This window comes from Saccharothrix sp. HUAS TT1 (assembly GCF_040744945.1).
Taxonomy (GTDB): Bacteria; Actinomycetota; Actinomycetes; order Mycobacteriales; family Pseudonocardiaceae; genus Actinosynnema.
This window is the reverse complement of record NZ_CP160453.1, coordinates 7169018-7188518: the sequence shown is the minus strand read 5'-3', so window position 1 is coordinate 7188518 and position 19501 is coordinate 7169018. Positions and strand designations below refer to the sequence as shown.

Below are 19501 nucleotides of genomic sequence, written 5' to 3'. Positions count from 1 at the left end.
TTCTTATTGGACGCCGCACCTCCGTGTCGGGCTTGTCGCGGAACTGCTTCGCTCCAGGGAGCGAACATGCCGTCATTGTCCAATTTGCTGTCCAGTAAGACGTCGTCAGGCCAATGGCACGAAGGTCGCTGTACTGCCGTCAATCGACACTCGCGCCTACAACGCCCTGCTACGCGGACTGCGCTGCCTGGGTGAACACGGATTCGCCCTGCTTGCCGGACGCTGGCGAGCCCTACGGAACTTCACTACCAGTTCACGCAAGATCGGCGACATCGTCGAAGCCGCCCTTGCTCTCACCCATTTCGAGCATGGGCGACTCGTTCGAAACTCGCTGGGAGGCCGGAAACTGGCGCGGTACCTGTTGATCAGCGGTAGGGCATGGAGCCGCAGTGCCCGTGTTTCGGAGTGTCGGCTGCGACGACATCGTTTGCTGATGGACAGCGCGATCCTCATCCGCACGTACTGTCTGATCTTGCTGAAGCGTTGGGCCGAGTGTTCGTAGTGGAAATACCCGGTCCAGCCGCGCGGGAAATCGTTGACGTCCCGCACGACCTCGCTTACCGGCAGCCGGAGCCTGCGTCGATTCGTGAGTTCTCGAATCCGATCGCGGGCGTGCTGCATAGCCTTGTCCGCGGGCCGGCGGACAAGGAACGTGAGCGTCGGCGGGCGTCATCCGATCCGGCCGGGCAGTTCTGCCAGGACGAGGCGGGCACTGGCACAGCACGGGTGTCGGTGGGTTCCTGGCGCTGGTCCTTTGTAACGAACGGGTGGGGTGGCCCGACGTGTGGGTGGTCGGGCGCGGTACGAGGGCCGGAGGGGTTGTTCGGTGGTCTGGGAGTATGGGCCCTATCGGGTGGAGTCGCTCATCGCGCGGGGTGGGATGGGTGAAGTGGTGCGTGCCTACGACACCCGGCACGACCGGATGGTCGCGCTGAAATTGCTCGCCGCGCGGTTCGCGGAGGACCAGGAGTACCGGGAGCGGTTTCGGCGGGAGGCGCACGCGGTGGCGCGGTTGCAGGAGCCGCACATCATCCCGATCCACGCCTACGGCGAGCTGGACGGGCGGCTGTACCTCGACATGCGGCTTGTCGACGGGCAGGACCTGGCCGCGCGGTTGCGCAGCGGCGGCCCGCTCGACCCCGGGGAAGCAGTGGGGATCGTCGAACAGGTCGCGCAGGCGCTCGGCGCTGCCCACGCGCAGAACCTGGTGCACCGGGACGTGAAGCCGTCCAACGTCCTCATCGCCGATGCCGGGTTCGCGTATCTCGTGGACTTCGGCATCGCGCGGGCGCTGGACGCGACGACGGGGCTGACCGGGACCGGCGCCGCGATCGGCACGCTGGACTACATGGCGCCGGAGCGGTTCGGCGATGGCCCCACCGATTACCGGGTGGACGTCTACTCGCTGGCGTGCCTCCTCCACGAGTGCCTGACCGGCAGCAAGCCGTTCGCCGGCACCACCGCCGCGTCGCTGATCGGCGCGCACCTGAACCAGCCGCCACCCTCGCTCGACGCGGTGCGACCCGGGCTGCCGCCCGCCCTGAACGCAGTCATCGCTAAGGGGATGGCGAAGAACCCGGCCGACCGCTTCGCGAGCGCGGGCGAACTGGCCGCCGCCGCGCGGGCGGCGCTCGCCGGACACGCGCTGCCCGCCCCGCTGCCGCCGGTCGCGCCCCGGCCGACGTTGGTGCACGCGGTCGCACGGCCTCGGCGGACGCTGTGGCTGGTCGCGGCCGTGGCAGTCGTGCTGGCGACGGCCGCGGTGAGCACTGTGGTCAGCCTCGCCGGACGGTCGACGCCGGGGACCGCGACCAGCGCCGGCGGGGTGCCGGCGGAGCGATCCACCCCGGCGAGCGGCGCCGAGACCACCACGTCGTCGACGCCGACGCCCTCGTCGGCGACAACAGCGGCACCGGTGACAACCTCACCACCGCCGGTCAGCGTGCCGCCGGTCGTCGTGGCGCCTCCCGGTGCCGACCTCGGGCTGGCCGAGCCGATGAGCGTGCCCCCCTGTGACGGCGCCTACGTCACGTTCGTCGGGGCGGCCGTCGAACCCGCGCGATACCGCGCCGACGTCCAGCGGCTCCTGGCCAACCACCCCGGCACGCGGTACCTGCACACGCCGACCACCGGGTGCGGCTCGCTGCGCAAGCAACTCGATGGAGCCGACATCTACGCGGTGTACTACGGCGCCTTCGCCACCCAAGACGACGCGTGCGCGCAGCGCGCCGCCACCGGCGGGGACGCCTACGTGAAACGGCTCGACCACACGACCCCGCCGTCTCAACTGCTCACCTGCTGAGCGCGGATCCGCGAACTGTTGGAGAGCGCACTGCGGCTCGCCGGGTTCGACGTGGCGGTGGCCGGATCCGGGCGGACGTGCCTCGACGCGGTCGTAGACGCCGACCTGGTCTTGCTCGACGTGATGCGATCCCACCCGGATGGGTTCGAGCTGGTGCGGCTGCTGCGATCTCGGCAGGTGCAGCACCAGTAGCCGGAGTCGACGAAGCGTGGAGCCCGGGAGTCGAGGCGGCAGGGGGTGAACAGGGATTAGGTGCAGCATTCGTGACGTCGCGTCTTGTGGTCATTCCCCTACGGCTGGTGTTGCGCGATCAATGCAGATGAGCTGCCCTGCTCAGGGTGCTGACACTCGCACGGCAAGCACAAGGTGGAGCGTCGGTCAGCTATTGCTGGTGTAGACGTCGTCGATGAGGAACGTCTCGTTGGCGAGTGCTGTGCTGCTGGCCGAGAACTGGTGCCCGGTTAGGTTGCTCGTCGCGCTGTCCGCTCTCGGGGCCGTGCCGATCACCGAGCCGTTCACGCTCACCGTGGCCTGTGTCGTCGTGGCGCGGACGGTGAAGGTGGACCAGGTGCTCGTGGACGGGTTGAACGACTGCCCGGCGCCGACGGGGGTCCAGGTGTTCGTGGCGGTCACGTAGTAGCGGATCACCCCGTCCGAGCCGGCCGCGAAGTGGAACGCCGATTTGCGCGTGCCGTTGACCGGGGTCGCCAGCACGGTGAACAGCAGGGCCGACCCCGAGCCCTGCGCCGCGGTGCGCCACGTCTGCGGGCTGAAGCGGAAATCCAGGGTCTTCACCGCGCTCGACGAGTCCGAGCGTCGGATGGCGGGCAGGTGGACCGTGCTGCTGTCGTCGATCAGCAGGGCTCGGCTGCTGCCGCCGGCGACTGTCTGCGTCACCCAGATGCCCTGGTAGCCCCTACCGTTGTCGTCCACCGTGTAGTCCAGCGAGTAGCCGCGCGGGACGGCGCCGCCGATCGCGTCGTTCTCGAACGAGTCGACGTCGTCGCTGTAGAGCTCCAACTCGTTGAGCACGCTGCACGGCGCCGCGACACCGGGCGGGCAGTAGGACGCCCGACCGGTCAGCACGCGGACGTGCTGCGCCTTCCGGGCGCCGGGGGAGTGGTACTTGAGGGCGTGACCGGTCTGGTCGGTCACCGAGAGCCAGTCCTGCCAGGCGTCGCCTGCGTGGAGCTTGGTCTGGACCGTGGCGCTCTGCGCACCGCCCAGCGCCAGGCTCAGCCCGACCTTCGACAGCGTGTACGGGCGGTCCAGGACGAGGTCGAGGGTGCCCGAGTCGCCCTCTTCGAAAGCGCTGGACCACAATTCGTGGCTGCCGTCCACGGCGCCGCGCGCGCCGGTCCTGGCGTGGCCGGGCACCGCGCCCAGGTCACCGCTCAGGGTGGCCTTGCGGGCCAGGTCGATCTTGCCGGTGCCTGCGGTCAGGATGTCCGCGAGCACGTGCTTGATCTGGAACTCCTCCGTGCCGCCCGACATCGGGGCGTTGTGCCAGGCGCACTTGTTGTAGTGCGTGCCCTGGTAGGTGATGGCGTGGCAGGAGTCCGCCACCAGCACGGCGCGGTTGGCCGCGGTCCACGCGAGGTCGGCGTTGCCGCTGGTGCCCTCGTTGAGGTTCTGCGGGTCGGCGGTCGAGTGGTTGTCGTAGAAGACCTTCTTCACGTTCCACGAGTTGCCGGTGCCGTCGTAGGACAGCGCGACGTGGTTGTCCGGCCGACCGGCCACCAACGCGAGGATGCCGTTGGGCAGCAGCGCCAGTCGCGGGTTGATCCGGCCGAACGGGCGGTTGCCCGCGGAGTCCGGTGCGAATTCGGGAATCGGCGCCGCGGCGGCCGTCCAGGTCTCGCCCAGCGTGGTCGAGCGGCGCTTCCACAGGTTGTCGTAGTCCGATGAGCGGCTGACGGCGATCAGCGCCCCGTCGGACGCCAGCACGATGGCCGTTTCGGTGAACTTGCGGGTGGCGTTGCCCAGCACGATCGGACTGCGCAGCGTCCACGACTGACCGGCGTCGTCGCTCTCCATCAGCAGCGCGCTCTGGCCGTGGGTCGCCAGGTTGGTGTAACCGGACATGAGGAGCGGGCCGTTCGGTACCTGGACCACCGCGTTCGGGAAGAAGTTCGCGCTGGAGGCGACGAAGCTCTGCGGCGCGACGTTCACCGTCGCTGTCACCGCGGAACCGAACGTCGCCCCGTCCGTGGTGGAGTAGCGCATCGTCATGCGGCGCTGCTGGAGGCTGTCCGAGGTCTGACCGGTGAGCTCGGGGGCGAGCACCCGGCCGTCGGTCAGCCGCGCGCTCGCCTCGAAGCCGTCCTGCGAGGACGTGACGAACGAGGAGCCGCCGTCGGTGGAGAGCAGCGCTCCCAAGGGCAGGTACCCATCGGCGTCGTACCACTTGACGTACCCGGCGTACACCGGGCGGGTGGGGGAGGCGACCGTCCCGGAGTCGTGCGCCTCGGCGACGGCGTTCCAGGTGGGCGGGTCACCCGCGGGGTTGTACGTCGTGGCCTCCCGGAACAGGAACAGGCCTGGGGAGTTCGGTGACGCGCCGGCGATCTCGGACTTGGTCACCGCCTCGGCGACGGCCTGGTTCGGCGCGGGGATGATCGCCGCGATCACCGCGCTCACGATGGCCGCTGTCAGCAGCGGGTGGTTGCTCATGGCAGATCCCGTTTCCGCGACGTCGAGTGTCAGGTGGAACGCCCGTCGGCCGGCGGTGCGATCGACGGTATCCACTCGCGGCTCACGGCACAACGGTTGTCGCCAAGCCGAATGCGGGCTCTGCCGCTACATCGCGATAGTTCCGGAGACCGGGATTAACCCGTTTGACGGACAGGGTGGATGAGCATGTGGGGTGCCAAAAGTCGGCCACGTGGTTTGGCGTGTGGTTGGGCTGTGAGGTATCAGAACTCTGCGCGGGGATGCTGAGCTGCGACGATCGTGCAGTCCTGGCGCCAGTTCTTGATCGTCAGGTGTGCATCCTGACGTCGTGAGGTTGAGTACGAGTGGTGTGATCCTCACCCCGGCTGGCGTAGGACGGGGCGTCGGCGGCGGTTGTGAACATCTCGAGGCATAGAGCAGGGCGTTGGCCGACTTGAGGCGGGTGCGCCATCGTCGGTGATCCAACAGTTCCGTCCGCACACGCCCTCAGAACGATTCGATCATGGCATTGTCGTAGCAGTCGCCGATCGATTCCATTGACGGCGGAAGACCGGATTCCTTGAGCGTTGTTCAGAGGGTTGCCGGCCTCGGCGGTAGTGCTCGAGGGTGGTGGCGAGGGTCCTCCGTGCTTTGAGGTGGGCGATGGCGTGTTCGACGGCCCGTCTGATGCGGCTGACGCGGATTGGTATTCGTTGGTCAGGCCGTCGAGGACTGGTCGGCGATGTATCGACGTGCAGCTCTGTAGCGAGCCACGTAGTGCTGCAGCACCGATCTCAGGTGGCGTTCGTCGAGGATGAGCAGTCGGTCGGCGGCTTCGCGCCTGACGGTGCCGACGAACCGTTCGGCGCGGGCGTCGGCTCGTGGACACCGTGGTGGGATCCAGGCGACCTGGATGCCCGAGTCGGAGAAGACTGCGTCGAACGAGGTGGTGAACTGACCGGCCCGGCCTCGGATGAGAACCGGAAGTCGTCGGCCCGGTCGCCGAGATCCATCACGAAGAACACGTAGACCGCTTGAGCGCCACCGCGCAGTCGACGTGGAAGAAACCGCAGGCCGACATGCTCGCGGCCTGCGGCGCGCGAGAACCGTCGCCAGGAGGTGTCGGTGTCGCGCTGGGGTGCGGGCGGTGCTCGCAGGCGCTTGAGCACGCGGCGGACGGTTGAGGCGGCTGTCCGGTGGTCGAGCTTGAGCAGCTCGCCCTGGATTCGGCGGTAGCCCCACCCGGCGTTCTCCCGGGCCATCCGCCCATCAACGCCACCACTGTGTCGTCGATGGGCGGGCGCCCGGTGCACTTCGGGCAGGTCCACTTCTTTGCCACCGGACGTCGGTGCCGGCAGAGGAGGGTCCCCGGTGTCACCAACCGGTGCTCACGCAGCCGTTGGGGGGAGTCGGCGCGCCAATGCGGCGAGCACGACGGGGTTCTGCTCCGGTATCCGAGCCGGGGTTCAGCCTTCGCCTTCCTCGTTGCCCCTTTCCTCGTCCTTCTTCTTCCTTTCCTCGTTCTTCTTGCCCTTCTCGTCGTCCTTGCCGCCTTCGAGGCGTTGCGAGGACAGCAGTTCGTCCGAGTCGATCAGCAGCGCGCCGTCGCGCGTGATCAGCCGCAGTCGGTGCGTTTCCCGGACCCGGCCCCGTTCCTCGGCTTCGTACTCGATCCCGACGGTCACCGCGTCCGGACCGGTCGCCTGCGGCGGGGTCGAGACGCGCAGTTCCTTGACGCGCTCCCAGAACTCGTCGTACTGCTTGCGGCCCTGGGCTTGCAACCCGGGGCCGAACCGCGTCCACGCGCGGTCGGTGTCGTCGGGCAGCAGCGCGTAGTAGTCGGTCACGGTCTGCTGGAGCTGTTGCGGGGACGGCGTCGGTGCGGTGGTGGTGGTCGTTGTCGTCGTCGGGCTTGCCGTGGTGTCGGTGTCGGGTGTGCGGTTGGACAGCAGGATCGCGGCCACGACGGCCAGCACCACCACTAGCGCCGCCACGCCGATCGGCAAGCCCCGGTTGACCGGTCGCGCCGGCGGTGCCGGGTTCAGGTCCAGCCGGGTCGGCGCGGGCGACGAGCGCAGGCGGTGTGCCACCTGCGCCATCGTCGGACGGGCTGTCGGATCGGTGCGCAGCATGTCCATCAGCACCGGCGTGAGCGCACCCGCGCGCTGCGGCGCCGGGAACCCGCCGGCGGCCACCGCGTGCAGCAACGCGATCGCGTTGTCCCCGTCCCCGAACGGCGGCGTGCCCTCCACCAGCGCGTACAGCGTCGAGCCGAGCGCGAACACGTCCGAGGCGGGTCCGGGCTCCGCGCCCCGCGCCACCTCCGGGGCCAGGAACGCGGGCGTCCCGGCCAGCAGCCCCGTCCTGGTCACCTGCACGTCCCCCACGGCGCGGGCGATGCCGAAGTCGGTGATCTTGGCCGTGCCGTCCTCGCCCAGCAGGACGTTGCCCGGCTTGACGTCGCGGTGCACGATCCCGGCCGCGTGGACGGCGGCCAACGCGGCCGCGACCTGCGCCCCGATCCGCCCGACCTGCTCGGGCGGCAGGACCCGACCGGCGAGGCTCGGGGCCGGCACGTACTCCATCACCAGGACCGGCACCCCGCCGTCCTGCACCACGTCGTGCACGGTCACCGCGTTCGGGTGTTGGACGCGCGCCGCGATCCGCCCCTCCCGCGCCGCCCGGCGCGCCGCCTCCGCGGGGTCCACCCCGGCCGGCACGACCAGGTGCTTGAGCGCGACCGTCCGGCCCAGGTGGTCGTCGAACGCCCGCCACACCACGCCCATCGCGCCGGCGCCGATCCGCTCCACCAGGCGGTAACGCCCCGCGACCAGGCTGCCCACCTCCGTCACCGGCTTCCCGTCCCTTCACGCCACCCTGGTCGAATAACCGTTCGAAACCCCGGGCAACCCTACGCGACCACCCCGAGCCGGATGATCACAGCGAACGGAGTGGTGGCGACCCCCGGTCGCCGGGATCAGGGTCCGGGAAGCGTGTTCACGGCAGGGAGGGGAGACCGCCGACAGCACGACGACCAGAGCGCTCGGTTCGGCTTCACGTCACTGCCGGGCGCGTGCCGTCACCGGCTCCGCGAGAGCTGTGGAGTGGTCGGTGGGCGCCAGCCACTCCCGGCCGTCGGCGCAGTCGATGCGGACCGCCGTGCCGGCCGGCACGCGCCAGGTGCGCGCCCTGCAGGGTCTGCTGCGGGTCTTCGACCTGCGGTTGTGCCAGTCGCAGGGCTTGGTGGGGCCGGTGGTGGTTGCGCGGGGGGTCGGTCTCATGCCGGCACCTTGACGACGAGCGCTCCGGGGTCCACCTCGACCTTCAGCGACCTGGTCGTCCCGCAGACTTCTCCGTCGACCTCGAACGGCTTGGTGCGGCTGCTGCGCAGTTCGAGGCGTCGGAACCGGAACCGCTCCACGGCCGGCCCGTCCACCCGGCGGGAACCGATCAGGCGCCCCGCGGTGACCAGCCAACCCCTGGCTCGCACGTCGCGGAGCAAGGCCAGGTCCAGGAGCCCGTCGGCGGGGTCCGCCTCCGGCAGGAGGGAGACCCCGCCCTGCAGGGCGCCCACGTTGCCGACGACCGCTCCCAGGACGCGGCGGGTCAGCCAGGGACCGTCGTCCACCCGGACAGCCACCCGGCCGGCGCCGGATCTCAGGCCCTTGAGGACCGCAGGTAGGTATGCGGGCCACCCCAGGAGGCGCTTCATCCTGGGCGAGGTGTCGCGGACCATCTCCGCGTCCAGGCCGATCCCGCCCATGCCGACGAACGGGCGTTCGTCCAGCAGGCCCATGTCGATGCGGCGGTCCGCCCCGTCGAACGCGGACGTGACGGCGTCCCGCGCCCCGCTGCCGATCCCCAGGTTCCGGGCCACGAGGTTGCCCGTGCCGATCGGCACGATTCCCATCGCCACCCCGGTGTGCGCCAGCCCGGTGGCCACCGCGTTGACCGTGCCGTCCCCACCGCACGCCAGGACCAGGCGCGGGTGGCCGCGCAGGGCGAGTGCCGTCACCCCCGTCCCGGCGTCGTCACGGGTGGTCTCGAACCACCGCGGCTCATCCCAGCCGCGGTCCCGCGCGGTGCGGGACACCAGATCCCGGAATCCGGAGTGGTCCACCACAGCGCCCGGGTGAACGACCACGGCCACACCGAGCTTGTCACGCCACGGATCCACCCGAACCGCCTTCACGAGGTCGACTACCGGGCCGGATGCCCATCGGCAGGTGAACGTACACGTGGACGCGGCACCCGAAGTGCTGTCCGAGCGTGCGCGCGGGTGCGGTGGCGCCCTGGGCAGTCGTCAACAGAGGTACCAGGTGTGGGAGTACGGGGTGGCGGGCTTCGGCGGGTGGCCGGCCACCGGGCTGGTCGTGCCCGGCACGCCGCCCGAACCAGGGCCGGTGACGGCGGAGGCGGCGTAGCAGAACTCGGAGGTCTTCCAGCCCGTGCACGGCGGGAGTGGGCGAAAAGGTTCACGGCGCGCGGCGGCCGAAGGGGCACTGTGGGCTGTCCTACCGGACACACCGGACCGGGCCGATCTTCCGCGCGCACTCCCGCTGCCCGACCGTGGGCGCATGGGAGCGCTCCCCCTCGTCAGGTCCCTCGCCGCCCTGGTCCTCGTCGTCGCGTGCGGTGCGCCCGCCGACACGCTGGAGGCCAAGGCCGGGGACGGCCTCACCATCGGCATCCGCTTCGACCAACCCGGCTTGGGGCTGCGCCGGGCCGACGGCAGGCACGTGGGGTTCGACGTGGACGTCGCCCGCTACATCGCCGCCGACCTCGGGGTCGAGGAGGAGGACATCACCTGGCGCGAGGCCCGCCCCGCGGACCGGGAGGCGCTGATCGAGGACGACTCGGTCGACTTCGTCGTCGCCGCCTACTCCATCACCGACGAGCGGCGGAAGCGGGTCGCGTTCGCCGGGCCCTACTTCGAGACCGGGCAGAGCCTGCTGGTCCGGTTCACCGACACCGGCATCACCGGTCCGGACGTCCTCGAAGGCAGGGGCCTGTGCTCGGTCAAGGGCTCCACGTCGGCGCAGAAGGTCCGGGACGCCTTCGCGCGGGGTGTGCGGCTGATCGAGTACGGCGACTACTCGGACTGCGTCACCGCGCTGCTGGTGGGCAAGGTCGACGCGGTCACCACCGACGAGGCCATCCTCGCCGGGTACGTGGCGGCGAACCCGGAACTGCTCAAGCTCGTCGGCGAGCCGTTCACCGCGGAGCGGTACGGCGTGGGCCTCGCCCGGGACGACACCACCGGTCGCGCGGCCGTCGACGCCGCCTTGGAGAAGATGATCCGGTCCGGCGAGTGGCGGGCCGCGCTGGAGCGCAACCTCGGCGGCTCCGGCATGGACCTCCCCGACCCGCCGAGCCCGAGCGGGGGATGAGACCGGATCGCCGTCGTCGGCTACGGCGCCTACCCGGTAGGCGCACTGCGGCCCGTGGCAATGTCCGTCCAGAATGGATGGACACTGCCACGCCGAAGGCGACTGCGCACCGCTCTCCGTTCTCCGGCGCCTCCGGGTGGAGCGGCAGCGGGCAATGAGGTCACGACACGCGGCACCCGGCACCCGGCCACGTCGCCGGGTCCCTCTCGGGCAGGCTTGCTTATTGCAGGTAATTTGCTGTTAGCTGCACCTGGCAGTAATCGAACCCTGACTGAGGTGGTGCGCGTGCGCCGTGGAGCGGTGGTCGCCGTTGTGGCGGCAGGGTTGGTGGTCGCGTGCACCTCCCCGGACGGCGGCAGCGGCGCGAACACCGGGCAGTCCATCGTCATCGGAGCAGGCAGCGAGCCGGAGAACCTGAACCCGATCCTCGGCTACGGCCCGGACGGGGCGTCGAAGGTCTTCGACGGCCTGGTCTCCCGCGACGCGCAGCTCCAACTGGTGCCCGCGCTGGCCGAAGACGTCCCGACCGCGTCCGCGGACGGCTTGACGTGGACGGCGGAGCTCAAGGACGGGATCACCTTCTCCGACGGCTCGGCCCTGTCCGCCCAGGACGTGGTGTTCACCTACGAGTCCGTGCTGGACGAGGAGGTCAACTCCACCGTCGCGTCGCGTTTCGACGCCCTCTCCGACGTCACCGCACTCGACGACCGGACGGTCGAGTTCAGGCTGTCCTACCCGTACGCGCCGTTCGTGCAGCAGTTGACGCTGGGCATCGTCCCGCGCGCGGAGTTCGAAGGTGTCGACATCAACAGCGCGCCCTTCAACACCGCCCCGGTCGGCACCGGCCCCTACACCGTGGCCGAGTGGCGCAAGGGCGACCGGATGGTGTTGAAGGCCAACGAGAAGCACTGGGCCGGCCCGCCCGCGATCAAGGCGGTGACCGTGGTGTTCGTGCCCGACGACAACGCTCGCGCCACCCGGATGGCCGCCGGTGAGTTCGACGGCACGGTGCTGCCCCCGAAGCTGGCCAAGACCTACACCGGCAAGTCCGGCTACCGGGTCGTGCAGAACCCGTCCGCGGACTACCGCGGCCTCGGCCTCCCGTCCGAACTGCCGTTCACCTCCGACGCCAGGGTGCGGCGCGCGATCAACCTCGGCATCAACCGCCAAGCCATGATCGACGTCGTGCTCGCCGGAGCCGGGAAGCCCGCCGCCACGCCGATCTCGCCGCACCTCTCGGACTGGCACGACGCCGGTGCGACGTTCCCCCACGACGTCGCCGAGGCGGAACGCCTGCTCGACGAGGCGGGGTGGCGCAAGGGCGCGGACGGCAAGCGCGCCAAGGACGGACAGCCCGCGCGCCTGCCCGTGCTGTACCCGGCGCCGGACGTCCTGCGCAAGGAGCTCGCGCTGGCCGCGGCCGGCGACATCGCCAGGCTCGGCGTCGACGCGCCGGTCGAGGCGACCACGTTCGAGGTCATGCTGCAACGGCAGCAGAAGGAGGCGGCGGCGATCTGGGGCGGCGGCGACCCGTACGACCCGGACACCGCGGCCTACACGCTGCTGCACTCCAAGTACGCGGGCCAGGACGGCTACGTGAACATGACGCTGTACCGCAACCCCTCGGTGGACACGGCCCTGGACACCGCGCGCAGGTCGCTGGACCCCGCCGTCCGCAAGCGGGCCTACGCGGACCTCCAGAAGACCTACCTCGCCGACCCCGGCTGGGCGTTCCTGGTGTTCCTCGACCACACCTACGTGCTGCGGGACGAGTGGAACGGCCAGGAGACCCAGGTCGAGCCGCACGACCACGGCCTGGTCCACGCGGTGTGGTGGAACCTCGAAAAGTGGACGCCGAAGTCGTGAGAGGCCGCGGCACCGGCAAGCTCGTGCTGCGCCGGCTCGGCTTCGCGGTCCCGGTGCTGCTGCTGGTCAGCTTCGCGTTGTTCGTGCTGGCCAAGGCGTCCCCGTTCGACCCGGTAGAGCGCTACTTCGGCGTGCGGATCATCGGCGCCTCACCGGAGCGCGTCGCGCAGATCCGCGCGAACTGGGGCGTCGACCAGCCGGTGGTCCAGCAGTACCTCGCGTGGCTGCGGCACGCGGTCGCCGGCGACTTCGGCGACTCGCTGTCGTTCCAGCAACCCGTGTCGCAGGTGATCGGCGACCGGCTGGGCTGGTCGGTGCTCCTGGCGGGCATCGGGTTCACGCTCGCGCTGCTGCTCGGCTTGCTCCTGGGCACCGCGGCGGCCTGGTTCCAGGGCAGCCCGCTGGACCGGGTGATCACCGCGACCTCCTACGCGCTCGAAGCCGCGCCGGTGTTCTGGCTCGGGCTGGCCGCGCTGTACGTGTTCGCGCTGCGGCTGCGGTGGCTGCCCGGCGGTGGGCTCACCGACGTGGACGCCTCGGTGTCGTTCGGGCAGGTAGCCGCGCACCTGGTGCTGCCGGTCTCGGTGCTCGCGATCTCCCAGGCCCCGTGGTTCGTGCTGTTCGTCCGGCAGAACCTGCTGGAGTCGTTCACCCAGGACCACGTGGTCGGCGCGCGCTCACGCGGCCTGCCCGACCACCTCGTGGTCTCCGGGCACGCCCTGCGCACGTCGCTGCTGCCGTTCCTGACCCTGCTCGGCGCGCGGCTGCCGGAGCTGATCACCGGGGCGTTGCTGGTGGAGACCGTGTTCTCCTGGCCGGGCATCGCGCGGGCGACGGTGGATGCGGCGCTCAACGTCGACTTCGCGCTGCTCGGCGCGCTGACCGTGCTCGCGACGGCGGTGGTGCTGCTGGGCAACCTGCTCGCCGACCTGCTCTACGCGCTGGCCGACCCGAGGGTGTCGCTCGATGGCTGAACCCACCTGGCGCCCCGTGCCGCGATCCCGCATCGCCGCTGCGAGCCCACCCAGGTCGCCGCGGTGGCGGCTGATCCCGTCGGCGGTGGTGCTCGGCGTGCTGGCAGCGGCGGTGCTGGTCGTGCCGCTCGTGGTGGACCTCAACCAGCAGTACGTCGACCTCGCCGCCGCGAACCGGCCGCCCTCGGCGGAGCACCCGTTCGGCACCGACGAACTCGGCCGTGACGTGCTGTTGCGCTGCGTCTACGCGTTGCGCGTGTCGATGACCGTCGGTCTGGTCGCCGCGGTGATCTCGTCCGTGCTCGGCACGGCCCTGGGGGCGCTGGCCGGGGTGGTGGGGGGCTGGGTGGACCGGCTGCTGATGCGGGTGGTCGACGCCGTCGCCTCGGTGCCGCACCTGCTGCTGGGCATCGTGATCGTCGCGATCATGCGCCCCAGCCTGACCGCGGTGGTCGTCTCGATCGCGCTGACGCACTGGCTGTCCTCGGCGCGGATCGTGCGCTCGGAGGTGCTCTCGCTGCGCGGCAGGCCGTTCATCGACGCCGCGATCGTCGGCGGATCCTCCCGCACCCGAGTGCTGGTCCGACACCTGCTGCCCAACGTCGCACCCCAGGTGCTGCTCGCCACCACCCTGGCCGTGCCGCACGCCGTCTGGCACGAGACCGCGCTGTCGTTCCTCGGCCTCGGCCTGCCCCCGCACGCGGCCAGCATCGGCAACATGATCAACGACGCCCAGCGGTCCCTGCTCATCGGCGGTTGGTGGATGTCACTGGCGCCCGGCTTGGCCCTGATCGCCACGACACTGGCCATCTCCGGGCTCAGCGGTGTGTGGCGGGACCGGCTCAACCCCAAGCGCCGCACGGAGCTGACGTGGTGACCGAACTCGTGCTCGACCGCGTCAGCGTCCGGTTCTCCCTGCCCGGCGCCACCGTGGCCGCGGTCAACGACGTGTCGCTGAGCCTGCGGCCCGGCGAGTGCCTGGCGCTCGTGGGTGAAAGCGGCTGCGGCAAGACCGTGCTCGCCAACGCCCTGCTCGGCTTCCTGCCCGGCAACGCCGAAACCGCCGGCGCCGCGACGCTGCGCGGCGACGGCCCCGAACTCGACCTGCTGACGACCTCCGACCGGGAACTGGCCACCACCGTCCGGGGCCGCCGCATCGGTCTCATCCCGCAGAGCCCGGCCTCCCACCTCACCCCGGTCCGGACCGCCCGCGCCCAGATCGAGGAGGCCATCCGCGTCCACCGGTCCCCGCACACCGCCGACGGTGTCGCGGCCCGCGCCGGCCTGGCGCCCGAGGACATCGACCGCCACCCCCACGAACTCTCCGGCGGCATGGCCCAACGCGTCGCCAACGCACTCGCCCTCGTCGGCGATCCGTGGCTGCTCATCGCCGACGAACCCACGACCGGCCTCGACCGACACCTCGTCGACGGCCTCATCGAGGAGTTCCGCCGCATGGTCACCGAAGGCCACGCCGTCCTGCTCATCACCCACGACCTCGCCGCCGCTCAGCGCATCGCCGACCGCGTCGCCGTCATGTACGCGGGCCGCGTCATCGAGATCGGCCCCACCCGCGACGTGCTGGGGGCACCCCGCCACCCCTACAGCGGAGGACTGGCCAACGCGCTGCCGGACCGCGCGTTCACCCCGATCCCCGGACAGCCACCGCTGCTCACCGACCTGCCACCCGGCTGCTCCTTCGCCCCGCGGTGCGACCGGGTGGCGCCGATCTGCGCCGAACGCCCGCACCTCACCGGCGACGAGCACGCCGTCGCGTGCCACCGGCCGTGCTGACCGGCGAGAACATCACCGCGGGCTACCGCCACCCGGTGATCACCGACGTCAGCCTCACCGTCCACCCCGGACAGGTCCTCGGCGTGGCCGGTCCCAGCGGCAGCGGCAAGTCCACGCTCGCGCGGGTGCTCGCGCTGCTGCACAAGCCGTTCAGCGGGACGGTGCGCGTCGACGGCACACCGGTCACGGGCTACCGGCATCGGGCGCCGCGGGTCCTGCGCACTCGAATCGGTGTGCTGTTCCAACAACCCCGGCTCTCCGTGGACCCGCGCATGACGCTGCGGGAAGCCATCGCCGAGCCGCTGCGCGCGACCCGATCGCCCGACCGCGTCGACGAACTGGCCGAACTGGCCATGCTCACCACCGACCTGCTCGGTCGGCGGGCGCACGAGGTCAGCGACGGCCAGCTGCAGCGCGCCTGCCTGGCCCGCGCCCTCGCGCTGCGCCCGGCGTTCCTCATCTGCGACGAGATGACCACGATGCTCGACGCCTCCACCACCGCCGCGCTGGTCGGGGTCATCCGGGACTACCAGCGGGCCACCGGGGCCGGCGTGCTGGCCATCTCCCACGACACCGCACTCCTCGACCGCTGGGCCGACCACACCCTCCTGCTCCGCGGCTGACGCAGCGGGGACCAGCTCACGCGCGGACCCGTCGAAGCCACGTCGTACGCCGAGGAGTCGTCCGCACGGCGGTGAGCCCGCCACGTCCCGCGGGGGAGCCGTGCCGCACTGCCGACCGGCGGGCGCGACCCGCCCTGACCTGTGGCACAACCCAAACACAACCGGGCGCGCCTAGGAATCACCCCATGAAGTTCACGATGAGACGACTGCTCTTGGTGGTGGCCGCGGTGGTCGGGGCGCTGGCGCCCGCGTCGGCCGTGCAGGCCGCGGAGTGCTCCCCGGCTCGGGTGTCGGTCGCGGAAGCGAACCAGTACGAGGGCACCGAGGTGGCCAACGACCTGGCCTTCCAGGTCATCGCGGCGGCCGACGCGGGCTGCGCGCCCAGCGGTTCGGTCCGCTACCGCGTCACCCCCGACACCGCCGAAGAAGGTTCCGACTACACCAAGGTCACCGGCACGGTGGTGTGGACGGCCGCTTCGTCCAGGACCCAGGTGGTGTCGGTCCCGGTGGTCAACGACATCGCGCCCGAGCGGGACGAACGGCTGATCCTCGAACTGTTCGACGCCACCGGGCTGGTGCTGACCAACGGGACCGCGGTCGGTTGGCTGCGGGACGACGACGGCATGGTGGCCAGGCCGGTCGAGACGACCGTCGAGGGCGGGAAGATCTGCTGGGTGCCGGACGCCTGCCTGATCCGGATCAGGTTCTCCGTGCCGCTGCGCGCGCCGGTCACGCTGCACTACCGCACCCGTGACGTCACGGCCACCGCCGGTCTGGACTACGTCGAGGTCGTCGACGCCAAGGTGACCGCGCAAGCGGGCGTGACGACGGTCCTGGCCCTGGTCAAGCTGCTGCCCGACCAGACCGCGGAGCCCGCCGAGGTGTTCGAGCTGGAGGTCTTCGCCCCGACCGCGGGCCGGGTGGTCGGGGGCATCGCCCCGGTGACGATCAAGTCCGGCCAGTAGCCTCGGCCTCGGCCGTCGCGCCGACCTGCCGGTACAACCGGACCGCGCGGTCCCAGTGCCCGCGCGCGGCGACCTCGTCGCCGCGGCGGGCGGCGAGGTCGCCCAGGTCGCGGTGCACGTGGGCCTCCTCGAAAGGGTCCGGCACGCGGGAGCGCTCGGCCAGCGCGGCCGCCAGCGCTCCCGCTGCCGCGTCGAGGTCGCCCGCCCGCAGGTGGGCGCGGCCGAGCAGGTCGAGCACGGTGGCGGCGCCGTGGCGGTCGTCCACCTCGTGGCTGATCGCCAGCGCCCGCTCCAGGTGCTCGACACCGTGCCCGGCCCGCTCCAGGTGCGCCACCCTGATGTCGGCCAGCACCTCCCACTCCAGCCACCGGTCGCCGCTCTCGCGGCTCAGGTCCAGGGCCTGCTCCAGGTCGCGCAACGCCACGTCCGGCTCGCCGCGCAGCAGGTGCGCCTCGCCGAGCGTGTCCAGCGTGCCCGCTTCCAGCCGGGCGTTGCCCAGCTCGCGGAACACCTCCAGGGCTCCGCGCAGCGGTGCGAGGCTCGCCTCCGCGTCACCCATGCGGATGTAGGTGTGCCCGAGGTTGCGCTGGGACAACGCCAAGCCGAGCCGGTTTCCCGCGCGGGTGCAGCAGTCCACCGCGAGCAGGTGCGATCGCACCGCCTCGTCGAACCGGCGCAGCTCGGCCAGGGCGTTGGCGATGTTGTTGTGCACGTGCCCCTCGCCGGCCAGGTCGCCGATCCGCCGCACGATCACCAGCGCCTTGTGGTTGGCGTCGATCGCCTCCACCAGCCGGCGGGTCATGAACAGCGCGACGCCCAGCGCCCGCAGCATCTCCGCCTCGGCGGCCTGGTCACCGAGCCGGCCGGCGGCGTCGGTGGCGACCCGGCACAGCTCGACCCGCTCGTGCCAGTGCCCGGTCGCCTCGTAGAAGCCGGTCAGCAGGTAGGTGAGCTGCCAGGCGGCGGTCAGGTCGCCCCGGTCGCGGGCGAGCTGCACCACGGGCAGCAAGTTCTCCCGCTCACCTTCGAGGAACGTCAGGGCGGCGTGCCGGTCGGGCCGGAACGGCGGCTCGCGCCACGGGTGGCGGATCACCGGCCGCACCAGGTCGCGCGCCGGGTTCGCCAGCAGGTTCACCTCGTGCGCGGCCTGCGCGTACCAGTCCAGCAGGCGCGCGGTCGCCTGCGCCTCGTCGTCGCCGGTGAGCCTGCTCCGGGCGTACTCGCGGATCAGGTCGTGGAACCGGAAGCGGTCCGGCTCGACCTCGGTGACCAGGTGCGCCGCGCTCAACGAGGCCAGCGACTCGCGCGCCGACCCGATGTCGGACAGGGCCGCCGCCAACCAGGAGCTGAACGTCGGGCCCGGCGCGACGCCGGCCCGGCGGAACACGCGTGCCGATTCCTCGTCCAGCGGGTGGTAGGCGCTCGCGATGACGGTGCGCACGGTCCGCGAGTCGCCCTCCACGGCGAGCCCGTCCAGCCGGGCGCCGGCCAACTCGGCGACGAACGACCCGACCGCCCTGCGCGGACTGCCGAGCAGCCGGGCCGCGGCGATCCGCAGGGCGAGCGGCATCCCGCCGCACAGCTTCGCCAGGGCCGAGATCGCCTCCGGCTCCGCCTCGACCCGCCGCTCACCCAGCACGGCGCGCAGCAGGGCCACCGACTCGTCGTGCGACAGGGCGTCCAGCGGCACGGCGTGGACGGCGTGCCAGGCGGCCAGCGCGGCGGCCGACTGCCTCGTCGTCACCACGAGCAACGTCGCGCCGCCACCGGGCACGAGCGGCAGGACGTCCTGCACCGCGTCGGCGTTGTCGAGCACGATCACGCACCGCCGGTCGTGCACCAGCGTCCGGTACAGCGCCGCGCGCTCGCCCTCGTCGGCGGGGATGCGGTCTTCGGGCACGTCCAGCACGCGCAGCACGTGCGCGAGCGCTTGGGCGCCCGACAACGCGCGTTCCGGGTCGTGACCGCGCAGGTCGAGGAACAGCCGCCCGTCGGGGAACCGGGGCGCGACCCGGTGGCCCCACTCCACCGCCAAGGAGGTCTTGCCCATCCCGGCGGGACCGGAGATCACCGCCACCGGCAGGTCACCGCTCTCGGTGAGGAGCTGGTCCAGGCGGGCCAGCTCCTCACCGCGCCCGGCGAAGTGCCCCACCCGGGCGGGCAGCTCGGCGGGCGCCCGACCGGTCGCCACGTCCAGGGCCGGGTCGCGGCGCAGGATCGCGGTGTGGAGCTCGACCACCTCCGGGCCGGGGTCGACGCCGAACTCCTCGGCGAGCAGCCGGCGCACCCGCTGGAAGGCGTCCAGCGCGTCGGTGTGCCTGCCCGACCGGTACAGCGCCAGCATGTGCAGCCTGGTCAGGCGTTCACTGGTGGGGTGGGCGGCGAGCAGGGCGGGGAGTTCCACCACGGCCGCCTCGTGCCCGCCCGCGCGCAGCTCCGCGTCCCACAGGTCCTCCCAGGCCGAGAGCCGCAGCTCGTGCAGCCGGTCCACCTCGCGCAGCGCCCACCCGGTCAGCGCGACGTCGGCGAACGCGTCACCGCGCCACAACTCCGTCCCGGCGCGGAACAGCTCGGCCGCGCGCGCCGGTGACCGTTCACCGCGCCCGGCCCGGACCAGCGCCTCGAACCGGCGCACGTCGACGTCACCGCCCACCAGCAGGTAGCCGGGCTCACGGGTGAGCAGCACGTCGCGAAGCCCGGAGTCGGCCAGCGCGCGGCGGATGCGGGCGACGTGGCTGTGCAGGGTCTTGATCGCGGTGCGCGGCGGGTCGTCGCCCCACAACGCGTCCACGAGCCGGGTGAACGGCAGCACGCTGCCGGCGTGCAGCGCGAGCACGCCCAGCACCGCCCGCTGCCGTGCGCCGATCAGCGCCACCGCGCCCAGCGGACCACGCGCCTCGACCGGTCCGAGCAGGCTGACCTGCGGCACAACCGG

17 protein-coding genes are annotated in these 19501 nt (G+C 71.7%); 10 read left to right on the top strand and 7 right to left on the bottom strand.

From position 1 onward, the window contains the following. Positions 1-156: 156 nt before the first annotated feature. The gene (locus tag AB0F89_RS31640; protein WP_367129322.1) at positions 157-621 is read right to left on the bottom strand and encodes a group II intron maturase-specific domain-containing protein; all 465 of its coding nucleotides are present in this window, start codon (positions 619-621) and stop codon (positions 157-159) included. 151 nt (positions 622-772) lie between these two features. Here AB0F89_RS31640 and AB0F89_RS31635 point away from each other — a divergent pair, with 151 nt between their 5' ends. Together AB0F89_RS31635 and AB0F89_RS31630 are read left to right on the top strand one after the other, a co-directional pair. After that, complete coding sequence (locus tag AB0F89_RS31635; RefSeq protein WP_367129321.1) at positions 773-2302, top strand: serine/threonine-protein kinase; 1530 nt, start codon at positions 773-775, stop codon at positions 2300-2302. Between the two features lie 18 nt (positions 2303-2320). Then, complete coding sequence (locus tag AB0F89_RS31630; RefSeq protein WP_367129320.1) at positions 2321-2494, top strand: hypothetical protein; 174 nt, start codon at positions 2321-2323, stop codon at positions 2492-2494. 186 nt (positions 2495-2680) lie between these two features. Here the strand turns inward: AB0F89_RS31630 and AB0F89_RS31625 are convergent, their stop codons facing one another. The 5 genes from AB0F89_RS31625 to AB0F89_RS31605 form a co-directional block, all read right to left on the bottom strand. Beyond that, on the bottom strand, positions 2681-4975 hold the full coding sequence (locus tag AB0F89_RS31625; RefSeq protein ID WP_367129319.1) for a sialidase family protein: 2295 nt from the start codon (positions 4973-4975) through the stop codon (positions 2681-2683). 696 nt (positions 4976-5671) lie between these two features. Beyond that, positions 5672-6196, bottom strand: coding sequence for an integrase core domain-containing protein (locus AB0F89_RS31620; RefSeq protein ID WP_367129318.1), 525 nt, complete (start codon positions 6194-6196; stop codon positions 5672-5674). 224 nt (positions 6197-6420) lie between these two features. Continuing rightward, a complete protein-coding gene (locus AB0F89_RS31615) occupies positions 6421-7806 on the bottom strand; it encodes a serine/threonine-protein kinase (RefSeq protein ID WP_367129317.1) in 1386 nt (461 codons plus the stop codon). A gap of 207 nt (positions 7807-8013) precedes the next feature. Beyond that, the gene (locus tag AB0F89_RS31610) at positions 8014-8235 is read right to left on the bottom strand and encodes a hypothetical protein (RefSeq protein ID WP_367129316.1); all 222 of its coding nucleotides are present in this window, start codon (positions 8233-8235) and stop codon (positions 8014-8016) included. Beyond that, positions 8232-9047 (bottom strand): diacylglycerol kinase family protein, encoded by an 816-nt coding sequence (locus AB0F89_RS31605; RefSeq protein ID WP_367129315.1) that lies wholly within the window; start codon positions 9045-9047, stop codon positions 8232-8234. The genes AB0F89_RS31610 and AB0F89_RS31605 overlap by 4 nt, the downstream gene beginning before the upstream one ends. Before the next feature lie 145 nt (positions 9048-9192). Between AB0F89_RS31605 and AB0F89_RS31600 the strand changes: the two genes are divergently transcribed. The 8 genes from AB0F89_RS31600 (at position 9193) to AB0F89_RS31565 (ending at position 16566) form a co-directional block, all read left to right on the top strand. Then, positions 9193-9378, top strand: coding sequence for a hypothetical protein (locus tag AB0F89_RS31600; RefSeq protein WP_367129314.1), 186 nt, complete (start codon positions 9193-9195; stop codon positions 9376-9378). Between the two features lie 153 nt (positions 9379-9531). Further along, on the top strand, positions 9532-10344 hold the full coding sequence (locus AB0F89_RS31595) for a glutamate ABC transporter substrate-binding protein (RefSeq protein WP_367129313.1): 813 nt from the start codon (positions 9532-9534) through the stop codon (positions 10342-10344). A 285-nt stretch (positions 10345-10629) separates the two neighbouring features. Then, a complete protein-coding gene (locus AB0F89_RS31590) occupies positions 10630-12210 on the top strand; it encodes an ABC transporter substrate-binding protein (RefSeq protein ID WP_367129312.1) in 1581 nt (526 codons plus the stop codon). Continuing rightward, a complete protein-coding gene (locus AB0F89_RS31585) occupies positions 12192-13184 on the top strand; it encodes an ABC transporter permease (protein ID WP_367129311.1) in 993 nt (330 codons plus the stop codon). Before AB0F89_RS31590 ends, AB0F89_RS31585 begins: the two co-directional genes overlap by 19 nt. Further along, a complete protein-coding gene (locus tag AB0F89_RS31580) occupies positions 13177-14061 on the top strand; it encodes an ABC transporter permease (RefSeq protein ID WP_367129310.1) in 885 nt (294 codons plus the stop codon). The genes AB0F89_RS31585 and AB0F89_RS31580 overlap by 8 nt, the downstream gene beginning before the upstream one ends. Next, complete coding sequence (locus tag AB0F89_RS31575) at positions 14055-14978, top strand: ABC transporter ATP-binding protein (protein ID WP_367129309.1); 924 nt, start codon at positions 14055-14057, stop codon at positions 14976-14978. Before AB0F89_RS31580 ends, AB0F89_RS31575 begins: the two co-directional genes overlap by 7 nt. Next, positions 14960-15601 (top strand): ABC transporter ATP-binding protein, encoded by a 642-nt coding sequence (locus tag AB0F89_RS31570; protein ID WP_367129308.1) that lies wholly within the window; start codon positions 14960-14962, stop codon positions 15599-15601. Before AB0F89_RS31575 ends, AB0F89_RS31570 begins: the two co-directional genes overlap by 19 nt. Positions 15602-15786: 185 nt before the next feature. Beyond that, positions 15787-16566, top strand: coding sequence for a Calx-beta domain-containing protein (locus AB0F89_RS31565; RefSeq protein WP_367129307.1), 780 nt, complete (start codon positions 15787-15789; stop codon positions 16564-16566). On the opposite strand, the gene AB0F89_RS31560 is transcribed toward AB0F89_RS31565, so the two are convergent. Further along, on the bottom strand, positions 16550-19495 hold the full coding sequence (locus tag AB0F89_RS31560; protein WP_367129306.1) for a BTAD domain-containing putative transcriptional regulator: 2946 nt from the start codon (positions 19493-19495) through the stop codon (positions 16550-16552). The two genes, AB0F89_RS31565 and AB0F89_RS31560, sit on opposite strands and share 17 nt — an antisense overlap. Positions 19496-19501: the final 6 nt, after the last annotated feature.